Source organism: Prevotella illustrans, from assembly GCF_017426725.1.
Lineage (GTDB): Bacteria > Bacteroidota > Bacteroidia > Bacteroidales > Bacteroidaceae > Prevotella > Prevotella illustrans.
Map to the genome: position 1 here is coordinate 36,029 of NZ_JAERMS010000017.1, position 16,451 is coordinate 52,479.

Here is a 16,451-nt window from a genome sequence, read left to right on the forward strand (position 1 = left end):
CGTATCGGCTTACTTTCTATTGTCTTTTTCCCCCTCTTTTATCATGGTGATACGGCGATTGCTATTATCGCTCAAGACATCGTTCACGATTTCCGTTATCTGGGCTTTCAGCTCATTGATAAACTGGGCTGGATCATATTTCTTGTGTTCGATATCCCGTAATTTCTTTTCCCAAATGCCCGTCAGTTCACAGCTTTTGAGCAGTTCTTCATGAATCGTGTCAATCAGTTCGATACCTGTTGGGGTAGCCATTAGGTTCTTACGTTGCCTTTTGATGTAGTGGCGTTTGAACAAGGTCTCGATGATACCGGCTCGGCTGGAAGGCCTGCCTATACCATTTTCTTTCAAAGCGGCCCGCAGTTCTTCGTCTTCCACAAACTTTCCGGCCGTTTCCATGGCTCTGAGCAGCGTGGCTTCCGTATAATATTTAGGCGGTGTAGTCTGTTTTTCTGTCAGTGTCGGCCGGTGAGGACCACTCTCCCCTTTGACAAACGTAGGCAGCGTACGCTCCTCGTCAGTAGGCTTGGTGTCGTCCTGAATTTCCTGTTCTTCCTTTTGGGGGCCGTAAACGATGTGCCATCCCGGATCAAGAATTTCTTTTCCCGTGGCTTTAAAGCCAATTTCGTCGATTTCTCCCAAAACAGTGGTCGTCGAAAACTTGCAGTCAGGATAGAACACACTGATGAAACGGCGGGTGATCAGGTCGAAAACCTGGCGTTCCATATCGCTCAATCCCTGGGGCACAACGCCGGTAGGGATGATGGCGTGATGGTCAGTCACCTTGCTCGAGTCGAACACTTTCTTGCTCTTCGTCAAAGACTTGCCTCCCAATGGCCTCACCAGATCGGCATAAGGAGCCGATCCTCCGAATTTAGTTTGGAAGATACCGTTCATGATTTGGGGACATTTAGGATAAATGTCGTCGCTTAAATATTGCGTATCGACACGTGGATAGGTCGTAATCTTCTTCTCGTAAAGACTCTGTATCAAGTTGAGTGTGGTCTCTGCCGAGTATCCGAACTTCTTGTTGCAGTCCACCTGCAATGAGGTAAGATCGTAAAGGTGGGGCGGATTCTCTACGCCTTTCTTCTTGCTGACGCTTGTAATGGTGAAAGGCTTGCCCTCAATCGTGGCAAACGCTTGCTCTCCTTCCTCCTTACTCGTGAATTTTCCTTTCGTGGCAGTGAATTGCGTGTCGCGATAAATCGTAGCCAGAATCCAGTAAGGCTCGGGCTTGAAATTGTCAATCTCTTTCTGTCGGTTGACAATGAGGGCCAGTGTAGGGGTCTGGACACGGCCGATACTCAGCACCTGGCGGTTTTGTCCGTATTTTAGAGTGTAGAGCCGTGTGGCGTTCATGCCCAGAATCCAGTCGCCAATAGCGCGCGACAAGCCGGCCAGATAAAGCGGTTGATAGTTGCTTTGGTCTTTCAGATTCTGAAACCCCTCACGAATAGCTTCGTCGGTCATCGAGCTTATCCATAGTCTTTTGACGGGACACTTGGCCTGCGCTTTCTGCATCACCCACCGTTGGATGAGTTCTCCTTCCTGTCCGGCGTCACCACAGTTGATGATACCATCGGCAGCCTGCATCAGTTTCTCAATCGTGGCAAACTGGTTCTTGATACCTTGGTCGTCGATGAGCTTGATACCAAACCGTGGGGGAATCATAGGCAGGGCGGCTAAGCTCCAATGTTTCCAGTTTTCAGAATAGTCGTTGGGTTCTTTCAGACAACATAGATGACCGAAAGTCCACGTCACCTGGTAGCCATTGCCTTCCATATAGGTCTTTTTGTCGGTTGTGGCACCGATGATTCGTGCGATGTCTCGGCCCACGCTGGGTTTCTCAGCTATGCAAACTATCATTGTTTTTCTTTGCTTCGGAATGCAAAGATACATGTTTTAATTATCATGACAAAGGCTCACCTTTATCTTTTGGATAAAATAACGGCCGCCGATTAGTTACTGATTAGCACTGATACAGCTCTGGTAAGAGCTTTTTAATAGTTCTCTTTTGATGTTGTTTACCATCATTTTTGTACCTTTGCATCTATATTTTAAATAGGTATTATGATTAAAATGTTATTAAAGATGATATGGGCGTTGGTTTTATGTGTCCTTATATCATCATGTGTGAAAGACGAACCACTTAATGCCGAGTGTGACATTGAGACGGTTTCGTTTCATTTAAGTCAACCTGACGATGTGTTCTACAGCGCGACCGACACCCTGCAAAGCGTATCATCAACCGTTTCTGAAATTATAATCAATGTGCGTCGCAAGGCCGATATCACGGCGTTGGCTCCCGTTTTCAAACTTACGGAGGGCGCGGTGGTCAGTCCTGCCAGTGGTTCTGTGCACGATTTCAGCCAGGGACCGGTCACCTACACCGTCACTTCGCAAGACGGCGCCTATCGGCGTGTCTACCAATTGGCCGTGAAACCCGTAGCCCAAATGGTGAACGATACGGTGATGTTTGATTTCGAGCATACCATTTTGTCGGATATCGGTAACGGTGTGCCCTATCATGAGTGGCAGGAGCAGCATGTCGACGGCACCCTCTCTACCGATTGGGGGACGGGTAACGGTGGGTTTGCCCTCACGGCTTGGGACAAAACCACGGCCGACTTCCCCTCGGTGTCAATCGACAATGGCATGGATGGCAAGGCCGTACAGCTCACAACCCGTTCGACGGGCGCGCTCGGTACCATAATGAAAATGCCGATTGCGGCCGGAAATCTCTTCTATGGCTTCTTCGACCTGCAGAAAGCCGCTATGGATCCGTTGCATGCCACGCAGTTTGGCAAGCCTTTCGACCGCAAGCCTATTCATTTCACGGGCTACTATCAGTATAAACCCGGCGATAAAGTGACCGACCGCACCGGGAGCGTGCTGGACAACCAGACCGACAGTGCCTCGGTTTACGCCGTGTTCTATCGCAACCACGATGCCCAAGGCAAGGCGTTTGTGCTGGATGGTACCAACGTGAAGACCAGTAAACAGATCGTGGCCATGGCTGATCTTGGCTATGTGCCCCCCACGGATAGTTGGACGGCGTTCGACGTAGAGTTCAACTATACGGCTGATCTCGACCTCGATTTGCTTTCGAACCGAGGCTACAGCTTGGCGCTGGTGTTCTCTTCGAGCAAGAAGGGCGATGGCTTCATCGGTGCCGTAGGTTCGCGTTTACTGATTGATAAAGTAAGAATTATTTGTGAAAAGGAGGATGTGAAAAAATGAAAAAGATATTTTTAATGGCATGCACGGTCATGTTTTCGTTAGCAGGTCATGCGCAGCAATGCAGTCTGCGCGATGTGAAAATCGACGCTCGGCTGGGTTATAACCTTGGCGGAACGTCGCCCGTGGGGCTGCCCGCTTCTATCCGCGAACTGAAAAGCTATGAACTGACACCCAGTTTCTTGTTTGGTCTCGACGCCGAAATGTCAAAGTGTGGACGTTTTGGCGTACTTCTGGGCATGCGCTTCGAGAATAAAGGGATGAATGTTGACGCTCGTGTGAAGAACTATCACATGAAAATCAGCAAGGGACAACAGCAAATGGAAGGACAGTTCACAGGCGACGTGAAGACTAAAGTGACGGAATGGATGCTGACGGTGCCCCTCCAAGCCACCTGGCATCCTGCCGAAGCATGGCGTCTGCGTTTCGGTCCCTATGTGTCATACGTGTTTTCGCGCGATTTTTCGGGCTATGCCCACGACGGCTATCTGCGTGTAGGTTCTCCAACGGGTGCTAAAGTAGATATTGGCAATGGGCCCGGACAGCGTGGCGACTACGACTTTTCGAGTGACATGCGTCGGCTGCAGTGGGGACTTTCACTGGGGGCAGACTGGAAATTTTACGACCGTCTGGGCACGTTCGTCGAACTGAACTGGGGCCTGAGCGGCATTCATCATTCGCACTTTAAAACCATCGAGCAGACGCTTTATCCGCTCTATGGAACCATCGGCCTGAATTATACCTTACGGTAAGAGGTGTTTGGCCGTATTATATAATCAAGGTGTCATCACGGAATCGGCTTCCTGATGACACCTTATTTGCTTTATTACTTTTACTTATTTCTTAAAATGAGCGATCGTGTTCTTGTGGCTCAACCTGGTCTGACAACTTTTGCAGGCTGTGAGGCAGTTGTAATGAATCGCAGGTAAGCCGGTGAAGCAGTTCTTCACCTTTCTTCGTGACGCAGAACTTCATGCAACGCTTGTCCTCCTTACAGGCTTTTCGGCGGATGAGACGACCTTTTTCGAGCGCGGCGATGACTTTCGAAGCGTTCGATGGCGTGAGATTCATCTCGCTCGCTATCTCACCCGATGAGATATGAGCCTTGTCGGCAACGAGGCACAGCAGCATGGCTTCGTTGATATTGAGGCCCAACTCCTGTTGGAGCGAGGCCTCAAACTGCGCGATAGCGCGGTAGATGTTTCTGATGCGGCAAATACATTCCTGGTTCATCAGTCTGCCATTACTTTAACAGGGTCGACTTGATCGCGGCCTCAAACTGCTGTTTGTTCATGGCGCCTACCTGCATCTGGGGATTACCTTGCTTTGGAATGAAGAGCAAAGACGGGATGGAGCGCACGCCAAACAGAGCGGCCAGCTCCTGTTGCTGGTCAACGTCCACCTTATAAATATCTAACTTGCCGGCATAGTCGTTGGCCAATTCCTCTAAAATGGGGGCTGTGGCCTTGCAGGGACCGCACCATGTGGCGTAGAAATCGATGATGGCAGGTTTGTCGCCTTCGAAAACCCACTCCTGCGGGTGCTTGTCGAAATCCATTACTTTTTTCTTGAACTCGCTGGTTGTCAATTCTGTTACAGTCATATTTTTTTTCTCCTTTACTTTTAATTCTTTATTTACGTTGTTTGTTGTTTGATGATTCTTTTTGTTTTGCGGTGAGCAGGCGGTCAATGTCAGGGTTGTCGTCACCAGTAAGACGAAAGTCGCTTTCTTCATGCGTTGATAGATGTTGATGGTTTATATCTATTCGTTCTTTTTATTTTCCATAGGAAAACGATGCAAAGGTAACGGAAGGGAATCAAACTCGCAAATTTTCCTATGGAAAATAAATCTAAATTAACTATATTTGCCATGCTGTTAACATTTTCCGGTGGAAAACAAATGTCGCCGTAGCAGCCGGTTTGCGGCGTTAGGTGTCTGTCGGATCGATTCAACAGAATGTTCTCCGGTCTTTTGTTGCCGTGTAGTCAGCCGCTGACGACGCGCTAAGGAAGTCGTCCTTCAAGCAAAATCGTAAAGTTGTGTCTGTACGCCTCTACCATCATCTTGTAACGTTCAGAACCTTCGGGACATGCCTTGAAAGTCTGGGTACGGGCAAATGCGGGATAGATGTCTTCGTAATGCTCCAGCATAGCCTGTTTTATGGCCCGTGGGTCGGTTGCGTCGGCCTTCGCGTCGTTGATGACTTGCAATGCGAACGACCTGAAAAACGCTTGTATTTCTTGTTCTAATTCATTCATATCTTTTATTGTTTATCGGCTGTTTGAGCCGTGTCGGGCTTGTCAATAACTTGTTCTCTTGCTGCTTCCGCTTGCGCGGCCGCGTCGATATTGCGCTTTAGTCCGGCATATTTGGCCCGCTTCACGGCACTTCCCTTGAAGAGTTTGCGGTATTGTTCTTCAGTCAGTTGTTGCCAGTTGGCACGTTTCATGGCCAACAACTCGGTGCTTGGCTGTAGCTCGGGCGTCGTATTGGGTGTGGCAAAGCGATTCCACGGACATGCCTTTTGGCAGCGGTCGCATCCATAGATCGTGTTGTCCATGGCCTGTCGCGCTTCTTTCGACAGCGCTCCACGGTTTTCTATCAGCTGATAGCTTAGGCATCGCTCTGTATCAAAGGTGGAAGGAAAGTCTTGGATGGCTCCCGTCGGACACGCGTCAATACATTTATGGCAGTTGCCACAACGGTTTGGCGTGGGACTGTCGTATTCCAGCTCTACTGAAAGGAAAAGCTCGCCGAGGAAGAACATGCTTCCGGCGAACGGAATGATGAGTTGATGGTTTTTGCCGATCCATCCCAAGCCCGCTTGTTCTGCCCAATAGCGTTCCAAAACAGGTCCGGAATCGACGAAGACGCGGCATCGGATGAGCTTGTTGTCTGTGGTTTGCGAATCATTTTCCGTCTGTTCATGGAGACAATCCACTGCTCCTATACTGTTGGCAAGCTGTCGCAGCTTTGCCTTTACAATGTCATGATAGTCCTTACCCAATGCGTAGGCGGCCAATTGATATTCATGCTCGTCCGGATTTTGCCGTGGCGCGTAGTTCAGAGCCACGCAGACGATACTTTTAAGACCGGGCATGAGCAGTCGCGGGTCAAGCCGCTTGTCGGTATGGTTGGCCATATATTCCATACCGGCATAGCCGCCGCTTTCCAACCAAGCCCTCAACTGCTGTGCCATCTTGTCGTTGACGGGGCCGGCCTTGGCTATTCCGCATGCAAAAAAGCCGAGACGGGTAGCCTCGGCTTTGATTTTATCAGTCAAAAGTCTTGAATTCATATCCTTGCTCCTTCAGCCATTCGATAGATTTGGGCAGTGCGTATCTGAGCTTGTCAATGCTTTTAAGCGAATCGTGAAACGTGATAATACTACCGTTGCGGGCATATCGCTTCACGTTATTGAAGACATCTTCGCCCGTCAGCCACTTGGAATAGTCGCGTGTAACCAAGTCCCACATCACAATCTTGTACTGCCGGGAGAGCCACCAATATACACTTGGACGCATCCAACCATGAGGCGGACGAAACAGATTGGAGTGAATCAGTTCGTGGGCCTTGCTGGTATTCATCGCATAGCTTAATGTCCAATGCTTGAACGAGCCCATGTGGTTGAATGTGTGGTTGCCTACCTGATGGCCGGCGTTCACGATATCGTTGTAGAGGTCGTGATAGCGGAGTACGTTTTCGCCCACCATGAAGAATGTGGCCTTGACATTATATCGGGCTAATGCTTCCAGAATGAAAGGCGTTGACTCAGGTATGGGCCCATCGTCAAACGTTAAGTAGACAGAATGGTCGTTCTTGTCCATTCGCCAGAGCGCGTGGGGATAGATCCATCGTAGCCATTTGGCCGGCTGTTCGATTATCATAGTCGGTCTGCCGGCGGGTTATTCTTTGGGCAGAACACCGCCCTTGCCCACATAGAGCTTGTAGAAGTGCTCAAACTGCTCGCCTTGTTTCACTGCCAGACCGGCGTCGACAAGTTGCGTCGTCTGTATGATATTCTGCATGATATTCATTTGCCGGAGGCAAGACGACATGGAGAGGTTGAACTTGTCGCCCGTGAGGAGCAGATACCAGTTGATATACTGCGTGGCTTCCCGCCAAACGGCATTGACGGCTTCCCGTGCCTTGGCCTTGTTGCCCAACAGCGCATAGGCTTGAGCCATGTCGGTTCCACCGCTCAGGAAGCTGTAGGGAACGTTGTAGGTAGGTATCTCGGCCTCGCATTTGGCCAACACTTTCCGGGCCTTGTCCAGCTTGCCTTCCTGTATCAGATGTATGGCCAGTTCCGCAAACAGGCGCCGATGAGTGTAGACAAGGCGCAGAACCGTCTCGTCGAGATAGAGTCCGCGCTGCTGCAGATTACCGTATTTGTATCGGTTCATCAAGTTGTTATAAACCTTCTCGGTGTCATAGCTCTTATTACCGCTCTGCGGTGTCGTGGTGAAAGGCGTGATACGGTTGGCCAAGCCTTCCTTGACGAAGTTGTCGCCTAAGTTCATATAGTTGTCTTCACCTACGGTCAGAGCTACATAGAGCGGTCTTATCCAGTTGGCATTGGCGATTATTTCGAGCATCATCAGATCGCCCTTGTAAAGCGCGTTCTTCTTAGCCAATGAGATAACCATGCGGTCCGGGATGGAATCGCCGGCCATCATCATGCCACTACGCTTCACGGCCGCCTTGTCGATCGTCACATATACCGTGTCGGTGGGGATGACATGTAACTCGTTCTTGCCGTTGCGAACCCAGTATTTCAGGATGTTTTTCAACTCGAAAGGCTGGTCGCCGAACTGCTGTTTGGCCTGTTCGGGGTTTTCTTTGTAGAATTGCAGCACTTGACTTTTCAGCTCCGGCTGGATTGTTATGTAATCATTGGTGCCCGAACAGTATTCCAGACGCGACCAGGAGATAGGAACGGAGGGTGAGGTATAGGCCGGACGCTTCATCTGATCGATGTACCAGTCGGTCTGCAGGTAGCTCAGGTTGCACACACGTGTGTCCTGGCGCACCCCTTCTACGTCTTGATTGTACCATAGGGGGAAGGTATCATTGTCGCCATTGGTGAAAATGATAGGGTTACCTTTATCCTGTAGCGTCATCAGATAATTCTGTCCGAAGTCACGGCAGGTATAACGGCCCGAGCGATCGTGGTCGTCCCAAGTCTGGCTGGCCATCTGAATAGGGACGAGCAGGCACAGGACACCCAGCACGGAGGCCAGCGCTACGTCATTGATTTTTATATATTTCTTGGCCAGGTCGATGAGCGCTGCCACGCCGATACCACACCAGATAGCGAACGCGTAGAATGATCCCGCGTAGGCATAGTCGCGCTCACGTGGCTGCATAGGCGTCTGGTTCAGATAGATGACGATGGCCAATCCGGTCATGAAGAACAGGAAGAATACCACCCAGAACTGACGAATGCCTCGCTTACCACGCCACGCCTGCCAGAAAAGTCCGATGATACCCAACAGCAACGGCAGGCAATAGAACACGTTATGCCCCTTGTTGGCTTTCAAGTCGTCGGGCAGCTTGCTCTGGTCGCCCAAGCGTGCGTCGTCGAGCAGGGAGAAACCGGTTAGCCAGTTGCCGTGTTCGAGTTCACCACTGCCTTGAATATCGTTCTGACGCCCCGCGAAATTCCACATGAAATAGCGCCAATACATGAAGTTGCATTGGTAGGAGAGGAAGAAGCGTATGTTTTCCAGCTGTGTCGGAACCTTGACGGTCATCGGCTCTCCACAACGGTCGTAAGGTACGTTGTTACCGTCTACGCCGCCCATCCAGTCTTCGTAAGCCTGGGAATGAGCACTGCTGTACATGCGTGGGAAGAGCATGTTCTGGGCATATACGTAGCGGTTCTTGTGAGACACGATGAAATAGGAATCTTTCTCGTTGGCCGATTTCTTTTCCTTACGGGCGTAGATCGGAGCTCCTTCATCGCTGACGGGCCTGCACATATTGCCCTCCTGCGTCAGTTTCACCTGTCCGGTATACGGTTGACCGTAGAGAAGCGGACGATCGCCGTATTGATCACGGCTCAGATAGCTGCCCAAGGTGAAGATATCTTCGGGTGAGTTCTGGTCCATCGGTGGGTTGGCCGATGAGCGGATGACGATGAGCGCGTAGCTTGAGTAGCCGATCATAATCATCAGGAATCCCAGCAAAGTTGTGTTTTTAATACGTGATGAAACCAGCGAAACTTTCTGTTTATCGACAACTTTCTTATAGTTGAGCACAAACCACAGTATAGCTAAGACGATGACGCCAATGACGGCGGCGCTCCAACCATAGCCGTAAAAGGGAATACCTAAGAGCGCGACGCTCAAAACAAAGGAAATGTTCTCCCGTTTCTCGTTGCGGTGGTTGTAACTCTCGTATATCGCCCAGATGACGGTAGCTACCAGCAGGATGATATAGATGATTTCACCGGTGTTGAATGGGCAACCCAGTATGTTGACGAACAGCAGTTCGAACCATCCGCCCACGGTAATGATACCCGGAACAATGCCGTAGAGTACACAGGCAACAATGAAGAACGACACGAGCAGGGCCAACAAGGAGCCTTTCACTTCGATGTCGGGGAACTTACGATAGCAGAATACCAGTACGATAGCCGGAATACAGAGCAGGTTGAGCAGGTGAACGCCGATGCTCAAGCCCGTCATGTAGCAGATCAGAATGAGCCAGCGGTCGCTGTGAGGTTCATCGGCATGATCTTCCCATTTCAGGATGAGCCAGAATACAATGGCCGTGAAGGCCGATGAATAGGCATAAACTTCACCCTCGACGGCCGAGAACCAGAACGTATCGCTGAATGTGTAGATCAGCGCGCCCACCAATCCGGAAGCCTCAATGGCTATCAATTTACTCAAATTCAGCTCGCTCCAGTCTTTCAGGATGAGCTTGCGGGTGAGGTGTGTGATGCTCCAGAACAGAAAGAGAATTGTGGTGGCGCTCAACAAGGCACTCATCGTGTTGACCCAGCGGGCCACCTGAGAGGCGTCGCTCGCGAAATGAGAAAAGAGATTGGCCGTAAGCATGAAGAATGGCGCTCCGGGCGGGTGACCGATTTCGAGCTTGTAACCTGTAGTGATAAACTCCGGACAGTCCCAGAAGCTGGCTGTCGGTTCAATCGTAGAGCAATATACGAACGCGGCAATTAAGAAAGCCAGCCAGCCCATCATATTGTCTACCAATCTGTACTGTTTCATTGTTGTATCTGTTATTCGAAATATCTTCGTGGAAAGATCGTGTAGCTGTCGGCAAAAAGGCCTTGCCGGTAGGCACAATCTAACCTGTGCAAAGATACTATATATTTTTTGAAATGCAAATTTTTTGGCTTATGGTTAAGGTTTTCTAATGTTTCATGCCGTTTCGGTCGCTTGGGCGTCTCGAAGGAACAGTTTGATCGTGGGGTTATCGAGGCGGAAAAACAAGGACCGTGCATACCGGTAGAGCCTTCGGAAAAATCTTTACACGAACCCCTCAAATGCTTGCGATATTTTAAAACGGCAGGCGCTCGGTCGCAAATTCTTGATTTTAAGCCGCTTTTATATATTGTTGATAATCAGTATGTTGCGCTTTTTGCTTGGCCAAAGTGCCGCTTTGGGCTTGCGATTACGGGTGTTTTGGTGGCTTTTTGTGGCCTTTTTGCACGGTCAAAGCATTGCTTTGAGCAGTTAAAAGCAATGCTTTTATCTCCTCATCGCGCATGTAATTGCTCGCTGATTGTATTTTTTTGCGTGAAAAAAGGTGCCGGCGGTCTCTTGGAACTACTGGATGAGTCGTGCCGGAAGTGTTAAAAAAGCATCTTCTTTTCTTACAAAGTGCATTATAAAACCCTCGATAGCCGGTGTGAAGAGCTATCGAGGGTATGAGAAATTGGCGTGTGTCAGCGCTGTTAGAACTTATGCGAAACGAGCATGTTCTTCGGGTCGAGGGCTTCGTCGAGCTTGTCCTGGGTCATCAGTCCCTTTTCGAGCACGATGTCGTAGACCGAGCGGTTGGTTTCGAGCGCTTCCTTGGCAACCTTCGTACTGTTCTTGTAGCCGATGTAAGGGTTGAGGGCCGTCACGATACCGATGGAGTTCTTGACCATTTCGAGACAACGTTCCTTGTTGACGGTAATGCCCAGTACGCACTTCTCGGTGAAGGTGTCGAGCGCGTTGTGGAGCCAGATGAGGCTTTCGATGAGGCACTCCGTGATGACCGGCTCCATCACGTTCAGCTCCAACTGGCCTGCTTCGGCGGCGAAGCTGACGGTCGTGTCGTTGCCGATCACCTTGAAACAAACCTGGTTGGTCACCTCGGGAATGACGGGATTGACCTTGCCCGGCATGATGGAAGAGCCCGGCGCCATCGGCGGGAGGTTCACTTCGTGCAGGCCGCAGCGGGGCCCCGAGGCCATGAGACGGAAGTCGTTGCAGATCTTCGACAGCTTGATGGCCAGGCGTTTCAGGGCACCGGAGTAGCTGACATACGCGCCGGTGTCGGGCGTAGCCTCCACCAGGTCGGTGGCGGCGACGAACGGTTCGCCCGTCAGTTTGCTCAAGTTGGCCGCGCAGAGCTTCGTGAAGCCGGGCACGGCGTTCAGCCCCGTGCCGATGGCCGTGCCGCCCATGTTGATTTCATGCAGCAGTTTCACGTTGCGGTCGAGGTTGAGTATCTCTTCTTCCAGGTTGTTGGCGTAGGCGTTGAACTCCTGTCCGAAGGTCATCGGGACGGCGTCCTGCAGCTGCGTGCGCCCCATCTTCAGCACGTCCTGGAACTCTTCGGCCTTGTAGCGCAGCGCGCTGATGAGTCCGGTGAGCGAGGCCACGAGGGTCTTGTTCATGCGGATGATGGCATAGCGTATCGTGGTGGGGTAGACGTCGTTGGTGGACTGGCCGCAGTTGCAGTGGTCGTTGGGCGAGCAATACTGGTATTCGCCCTTCTTGTGGCCCATGATTTCGAGCGCGCGGTTGGCGATGACCTCGTTGGCGTTCATGTTGACCGACGTGCCGGCGCCGCCCTGCATCATGTCGATGGGGAAGTTGTCGTGCATTTTGCCGTCGATGAGTTCGCGGCAGGCCTGTGCCATGGCACTTGCAATCTCGTCGTTGATGACACCTAAGGCGTGATTGGTCTGCACGGCAGCCAGTTTCACATAAGCAATGGCGATTACATAGTCGGGGTAGTCGCGCATTTTTTTGCGTGAAATGTGGTAGTTGTCGATACCGCGCTGTGTCTGTACGCCGTAGTATGCTTCCTCCGGTACTTTCAATTCGCCTAAAAGGTCTGATTCGATTCTGAATTTTTGTTCTGACATAATATTATACTTTTTGAGTTTATGAGTTTAAAATGCTTTGATTCTATACATGAAGCCCAACTCCACACGGTTGGTGTTATAGTCTTTCAGCTTGCACTCGTCGCTGAAGTTGAACTTGCGGCCCACGTAGGCCAGGAAGATACGGAAGTCTTGGTCTTTCACGGGATAGTATTCCAAACTGCCCATGTAGCCGTAGCTCTTGCGATAGTCCTTGCAGGCTTCAATCTTCGTGACGCTGGCAGTCTCGTACATGCCCTTGACCATGAGGTTCCACTGTGGCGCGAACTGCCAGTTGGCTTTGGTAATGAAACTGTTGTAGTGGACGTCGCTGAAGTAGGTAGGCACATTATCGCCGAATGTCGGCTTCAGTTCGGCGGTGGCAATGCCCAACCGGTCGAGTCCGTCGAAGGCTCCCATATAATCCAGATACCACTGGAAGCGGGGTAGGTTGAGCTGTTGGCCGAGAACGAGCATGCGACTGTACTTGTGTTCGGCCTGCGTCTGAATGCCCCAAGACCAGCGCGTGTTCAGCTTTCCGCCTAAAAAGCTACCGTTCCAGTTGACGATGTAGGTGAGTGGATGGTTAGCCTGCTTCAGTAAGCGCTTTCCGCTTCCATCGCTTTCCACCGAGTAAGCGGGACTGCCGTAGACGTCGCTCAGCTTATCCGTATTGGCATCGGAAATCTCGACGGCCAGTTCCTGTGTGGGAACAGGCTTGTACGACGCCACGATACCGGCCATGAAGTTGTCCATGTTGTCCACCATGTCGCTGTACTGATAGATATACATCGGGTTCTCATCAAACTCGAATCCACCCCATATCTGGCATAACTTACCGGCCTGGATTGTCATCTTGTCGTTGAATTTCCAACCGACCATCATGATGTCGGTGGCTTTCGCGAAGTTGTCCTCGGTTCGTGCCTGATCGGCTTTGTTGAGACGGTGGCGGATCCGATAGAAAAGGTGATCGCCGAGGTTACCTTTCATCTCGATGCGCAGCTGCTTGTTGGCAAAGCCCGACGTAGCGTCGTCGTTCAGACTGTTCTTTTCCAATCGGTAGCTGGCCGCGTAATTGAAGTACAGGTTGAAAGCTTCGGTCTTCTTTTCGAGCTTGGCTACCTTTTCGGCCAGTGACTTGTAGTCGCCGTCATGACCGCCCATGCCGGTGTTGCCGCCTTGCGCGTTCGCGGTCGTTGCCGCCGCCAGAAGGGCGACGGACAGCATTGTCTTTTTCATCTTCATAAGCTTTGAGGGTTTGGTCAATATTCCTGGAAGTATTTCTGAATCTGCTGCCAGTCGTGTGTCTTGGTCAGTGCCAGCTGCAACAGCACGCGGGCTTTCTGCGGATTCAGGTTGAGCGCGGCCACGAAGTGGTACTTGCTGTCGTCAACTTCACCGTTGAGACAGGTCGGTCCTGTGGGAACACGGCTGGAGCGAACGATCTGAATGCCGCTGTTTCGGGCTTTCAGCGCCACGTCGAACACGTCCTTGTAGAAGTTGCCGTCGCCTACGCCGGCCAGAACGATACCGTCGAACTTGGCATTCACGAAGGCCTGCATCGGCAGGGCTGAAGCGTTGGCATAGCCATAGACGATACCTACCTGGGGCAACTTGTCGAGATTATCCACGTTGAACTCGCTGCGAGTGGTGTGGCGGTAGGTGGGTTCGGAGGTGTAATAGGCCTTTCCGTTGTAGACATAGCCTATCTGTCCGTATGTACCCTTAAAGGTGGCGCAGTCGGTGGTGTGGCTCTTGTAGAGGCTCTTGGCGTCGATAAGCATGTTGTTCATGCAGGCCATCACGCCATGCCCTTTGGAAGTGGGATCGCAGAGCGCTGCCACGCCGTTGTAGAGGTTGGCCGGTCCGTCGGCGCTGATGGCCGTCGAGGGACGCATGGAGCCTACGAGGATGACAGGTTTGTCGCTGTGTACGGTCAGACTGAGGAAGTAGGCGGTCTCTTCCATTGTGTCGGTGCCGTGGGTAATGAGTACACCGTCGTAGCCTTCGGCATTGAGAAGCTGATTGACGCGCTTGGCCAGTTTGAGCCAAACCTGGTCGTTCATGTCCTGTGAACCGATGTTAACAAGCTGCTCGCCGCTCACTTCGGCTAAATCTTTTACCTGTGGGACGGCGTCGATGAGGGTCTGAATGCCCACCTGTCCGGCCGTATAGGCTGATGAAGAGGACGACGCGGCTACACCGGCAATGGTTCCGCCCGTAGCGATAATGCGGATTTTGGGCTTGGCGCAGAGCGTAATGCTGATGACTAACGCAACGAACACTAACATGGTGAATCTTAAGTTTCTCATAATCTTATCGTTTTTAGTTATAGATAGTGGGTGATGATTTTAGTAAAGGAAAGTGATGATTAGGTAGCCGACGCCGATAGATACAAAGGTCGTGATGAAACCGGCTACCTGGAAACTGTGGTTTAGCACATACTTACCGATGCGGGTGGTGCCTGTTCGGTCGAAATTAATGGCCGCTACTTCGGTAGGATAATTGGGAAAGAAGAAATATCCGTTGACGGCCGGAAACATGGCAATGAGTGCCAGTGGCGCTATGCCCAGTCCAATGCCGAGCGGATAGAGCGTGCGAACAGTGGCCGCCTGAGAAAACAGCATGATCGACATGATGAAAAGAGCCACAGAGAAGAGAAAAGGATATTGCGAAACGATATCGGCGATGTGGCTTTTGAAGAATGCCAGATTACCGTTGAAGAAGGTGTCGCCCATCCAGGCGATACCGAAAATGCTGACCATAGCGTTCATTCCGGCCGCGAACACGTTGCCTTGTACGGCTTTTCTGACATCGGCTTTGCCCACCAGCAGAATGATGGCGGCTATTGACATCATGATGATTTCAATGGTTTCGGGCATACCAAGACGTGTCAGTTTGCCATCGATCATGAATGAGGGACGAAGAGAGGGAACCGAGCCGAACAATACAACGAGGAATACGCCGAAAAGAAAGGCTATGACGGAATATTTGGCATGCTTGTCGGGGTTCTGTTCCATCTGTTCCATGAGTCGGGCGTCTTCTTCGGGATTGATGATTCCTTCTTTGACGCGGCGTATATATTCAGGATCTTTCTCCAAGTCCTTGCCGATAAAGTTCTGGACGAATGAGGCTACAAGGATAGCGATGAGCGAAGCAGGAATGCAGATGATGAGGATATCTTTGAGTTCAATACCCAGACCGCCTAACAGATCCGTACTGATGGCGGCTGCCGTGGCAGCCGAAACCGGGCTTCCCGTGATTCCAAGCGACGCCGCTATCGTGGCAACACTCATCGGCCGTTCGGGGCGGATCTTGCTGTTGGTGGCAATTTCGGAAATGATAGGTAACAGGGAGTAGGAGGTATGGGCCGTTCCGGCAACGAGACAGAAAAGCCATGTGGTCAGCGGACCGTAGAAAGTGATGTGTTCAGGATGTTTCCGAAGAAACTTCGCTGCCAGTCCTACGAGATAATCAAGGCCTCCGGACGCCTGTAAAGCTGCCGCCGCCGTGATAACCGACACGATGATGAGCATGACGTCGATAGGCAGCTTGCCCGGTTGGAGACCAAAAACAAAGATGAGGATAAAAACGCCGACCATGCCATAGATACCCAATCCTATGCCGCCCACTCGGGCACCAATGAAGATGAGGGTCAGTACGATGAACAATTGTAGTAATACTAAGGTAGTTGCCATACAGGTGTAATTGTTTCGTTAGTTCCGGATTGTTATATATCCGCAAAGATATGGATTTCTACGAAGTGCGTATTTATAAATTTCTTACTTATTTTTGTAAATTTCAAAACAAATCGTATATTTGTCTATTAGTACTGATGCGATAAAATCGCATTTAAGTTTTACATATCGTTAAATAGTAGCA

Annotated in this window: 14 protein-coding genes; 3 read left to right on the forward strand and 11 right to left on the reverse strand. The window is 50.9% G+C overall.

The annotated features are described in order from the left end of the window. Positions 1–9 precede the first annotated feature (9 nt). On the reverse strand, positions 10–1,866 hold the full coding sequence (locus JHU38_RS06800) for a DNA topoisomerase 3 (protein WP_107581160.1): 1,857 nt from the start codon (positions 1,864–1,866) through the stop codon (positions 10–12). A 267-nt stretch (positions 1,867–2,133) separates the two neighbouring features. On the opposite strand from JHU38_RS06800, the gene JHU38_RS06805 reads away from it, so the two are divergent. Together JHU38_RS06805 and JHU38_RS06810 are read left to right on the forward strand one after the other, a co-directional pair. Continuing rightward, entirely contained in the window at positions 2,134–3,240 is a 1,107-nt protein-coding gene (locus JHU38_RS06805) for a PCMD domain-containing protein (RefSeq protein WP_317196014.1), read from the forward strand. Next, complete coding sequence (locus tag JHU38_RS06810; protein WP_107581159.1) at positions 3,237–3,989, forward strand: porin family protein; 753 nt, start codon at positions 3,237–3,239, stop codon at positions 3,987–3,989. Before JHU38_RS06805 ends, JHU38_RS06810 begins: the two co-directional genes overlap by 4 nt. Before the next feature lie 91 nt (positions 3,990–4,080). Here the strand turns inward: JHU38_RS06810 and JHU38_RS06815 are convergent, their stop codons facing one another. The 6 genes from JHU38_RS06815 to JHU38_RS06840 form a co-directional block, all read right to left on the reverse strand. Further along, complete coding sequence (locus JHU38_RS06815; protein WP_107581158.1) at positions 4,081–4,470, reverse strand: MarR family transcriptional regulator; 390 nt, start codon at positions 4,468–4,470, stop codon at positions 4,081–4,083. A 10-nt stretch (positions 4,471–4,480) separates the two neighbouring features. After that, entirely contained in the window at positions 4,481–4,972 is a 492-nt protein-coding gene (gene trxA / locus JHU38_RS06820) for a thioredoxin (protein WP_107581157.1), read from the reverse strand. A gap of 269 nt (positions 4,973–5,241) precedes the next feature. Continuing rightward, complete coding sequence (locus tag JHU38_RS06825) at positions 5,242–5,496, reverse strand: hypothetical protein (protein ID WP_107581156.1); 255 nt, start codon at positions 5,494–5,496, stop codon at positions 5,242–5,244. Between the two features lie 5 nt (positions 5,497–5,501). Continuing rightward, complete coding sequence (gene queG, locus JHU38_RS06830; RefSeq protein ID WP_107581155.1) at positions 5,502–6,536, reverse strand: tRNA epoxyqueuosine(34) reductase QueG; 1,035 nt, start codon at positions 6,534–6,536, stop codon at positions 5,502–5,504. Continuing rightward, a complete protein-coding gene (locus JHU38_RS06835) occupies positions 6,514–7,125 on the reverse strand; it encodes a polysaccharide deacetylase family protein (RefSeq protein ID WP_107581154.1) in 612 nt (203 codons plus the stop codon). The genes queG and JHU38_RS06835 overlap by 23 nt, the downstream gene beginning before the upstream one ends. 18 nt (positions 7,126–7,143) lie before the next feature. Then, a complete protein-coding gene (locus tag JHU38_RS06840; RefSeq protein WP_107581153.1) occupies positions 7,144–10,476 on the reverse strand; it encodes a glycosyltransferase family 117 protein in 3,333 nt (1,110 codons plus the stop codon). Between the two features lie 108 nt (positions 10,477–10,584). On the opposite strand from JHU38_RS06840, the gene JHU38_RS06845 reads away from it, so the two are divergent. Beyond that, positions 10,585–11,067: a hypothetical protein gene (locus tag JHU38_RS06845; protein WP_146156974.1), complete on the forward strand. Its 483-nt coding sequence runs from the start codon at positions 10,585–10,587 to the stop codon at positions 11,065–11,067. Positions 11,068–11,165: 98 nt separating this feature from the next. Here the strand turns inward: JHU38_RS06845 and aspA are convergent, their stop codons facing one another. From aspA to JHU38_RS06865, 4 genes are read right to left on the reverse strand one after another with little or no spacing between them, the layout of a single operon-like run. After that, the gene (gene aspA / locus JHU38_RS06850; protein WP_107581151.1) at positions 11,166–12,572 is read right to left on the reverse strand and encodes an aspartate ammonia-lyase; all 1,407 of its coding nucleotides are present in this window, start codon (positions 12,570–12,572) and stop codon (positions 11,166–11,168) included. Between the two features lie 27 nt (positions 12,573–12,599). Next, positions 12,600–13,808 (reverse strand): porin, encoded by a 1,209-nt coding sequence (locus JHU38_RS06855; protein ID WP_107582298.1) that lies wholly within the window; start codon positions 13,806–13,808, stop codon positions 12,600–12,602. A 23-nt stretch (positions 13,809–13,831) separates the two neighbouring features. Then, positions 13,832–14,881 (reverse strand): L-asparaginase 2, encoded by a 1,050-nt coding sequence (gene ansB / locus JHU38_RS06860; protein ID WP_107581150.1) that lies wholly within the window; start codon positions 14,879–14,881, stop codon positions 13,832–13,834. A 39-nt stretch (positions 14,882–14,920) separates the two neighbouring features. After that, a complete protein-coding gene (locus JHU38_RS06865; protein WP_107581149.1) occupies positions 14,921–16,267 on the reverse strand; it encodes an anaerobic C4-dicarboxylate transporter family protein in 1,347 nt (448 codons plus the stop codon). Positions 16,268–16,451: the final 184 nt, after the last annotated feature.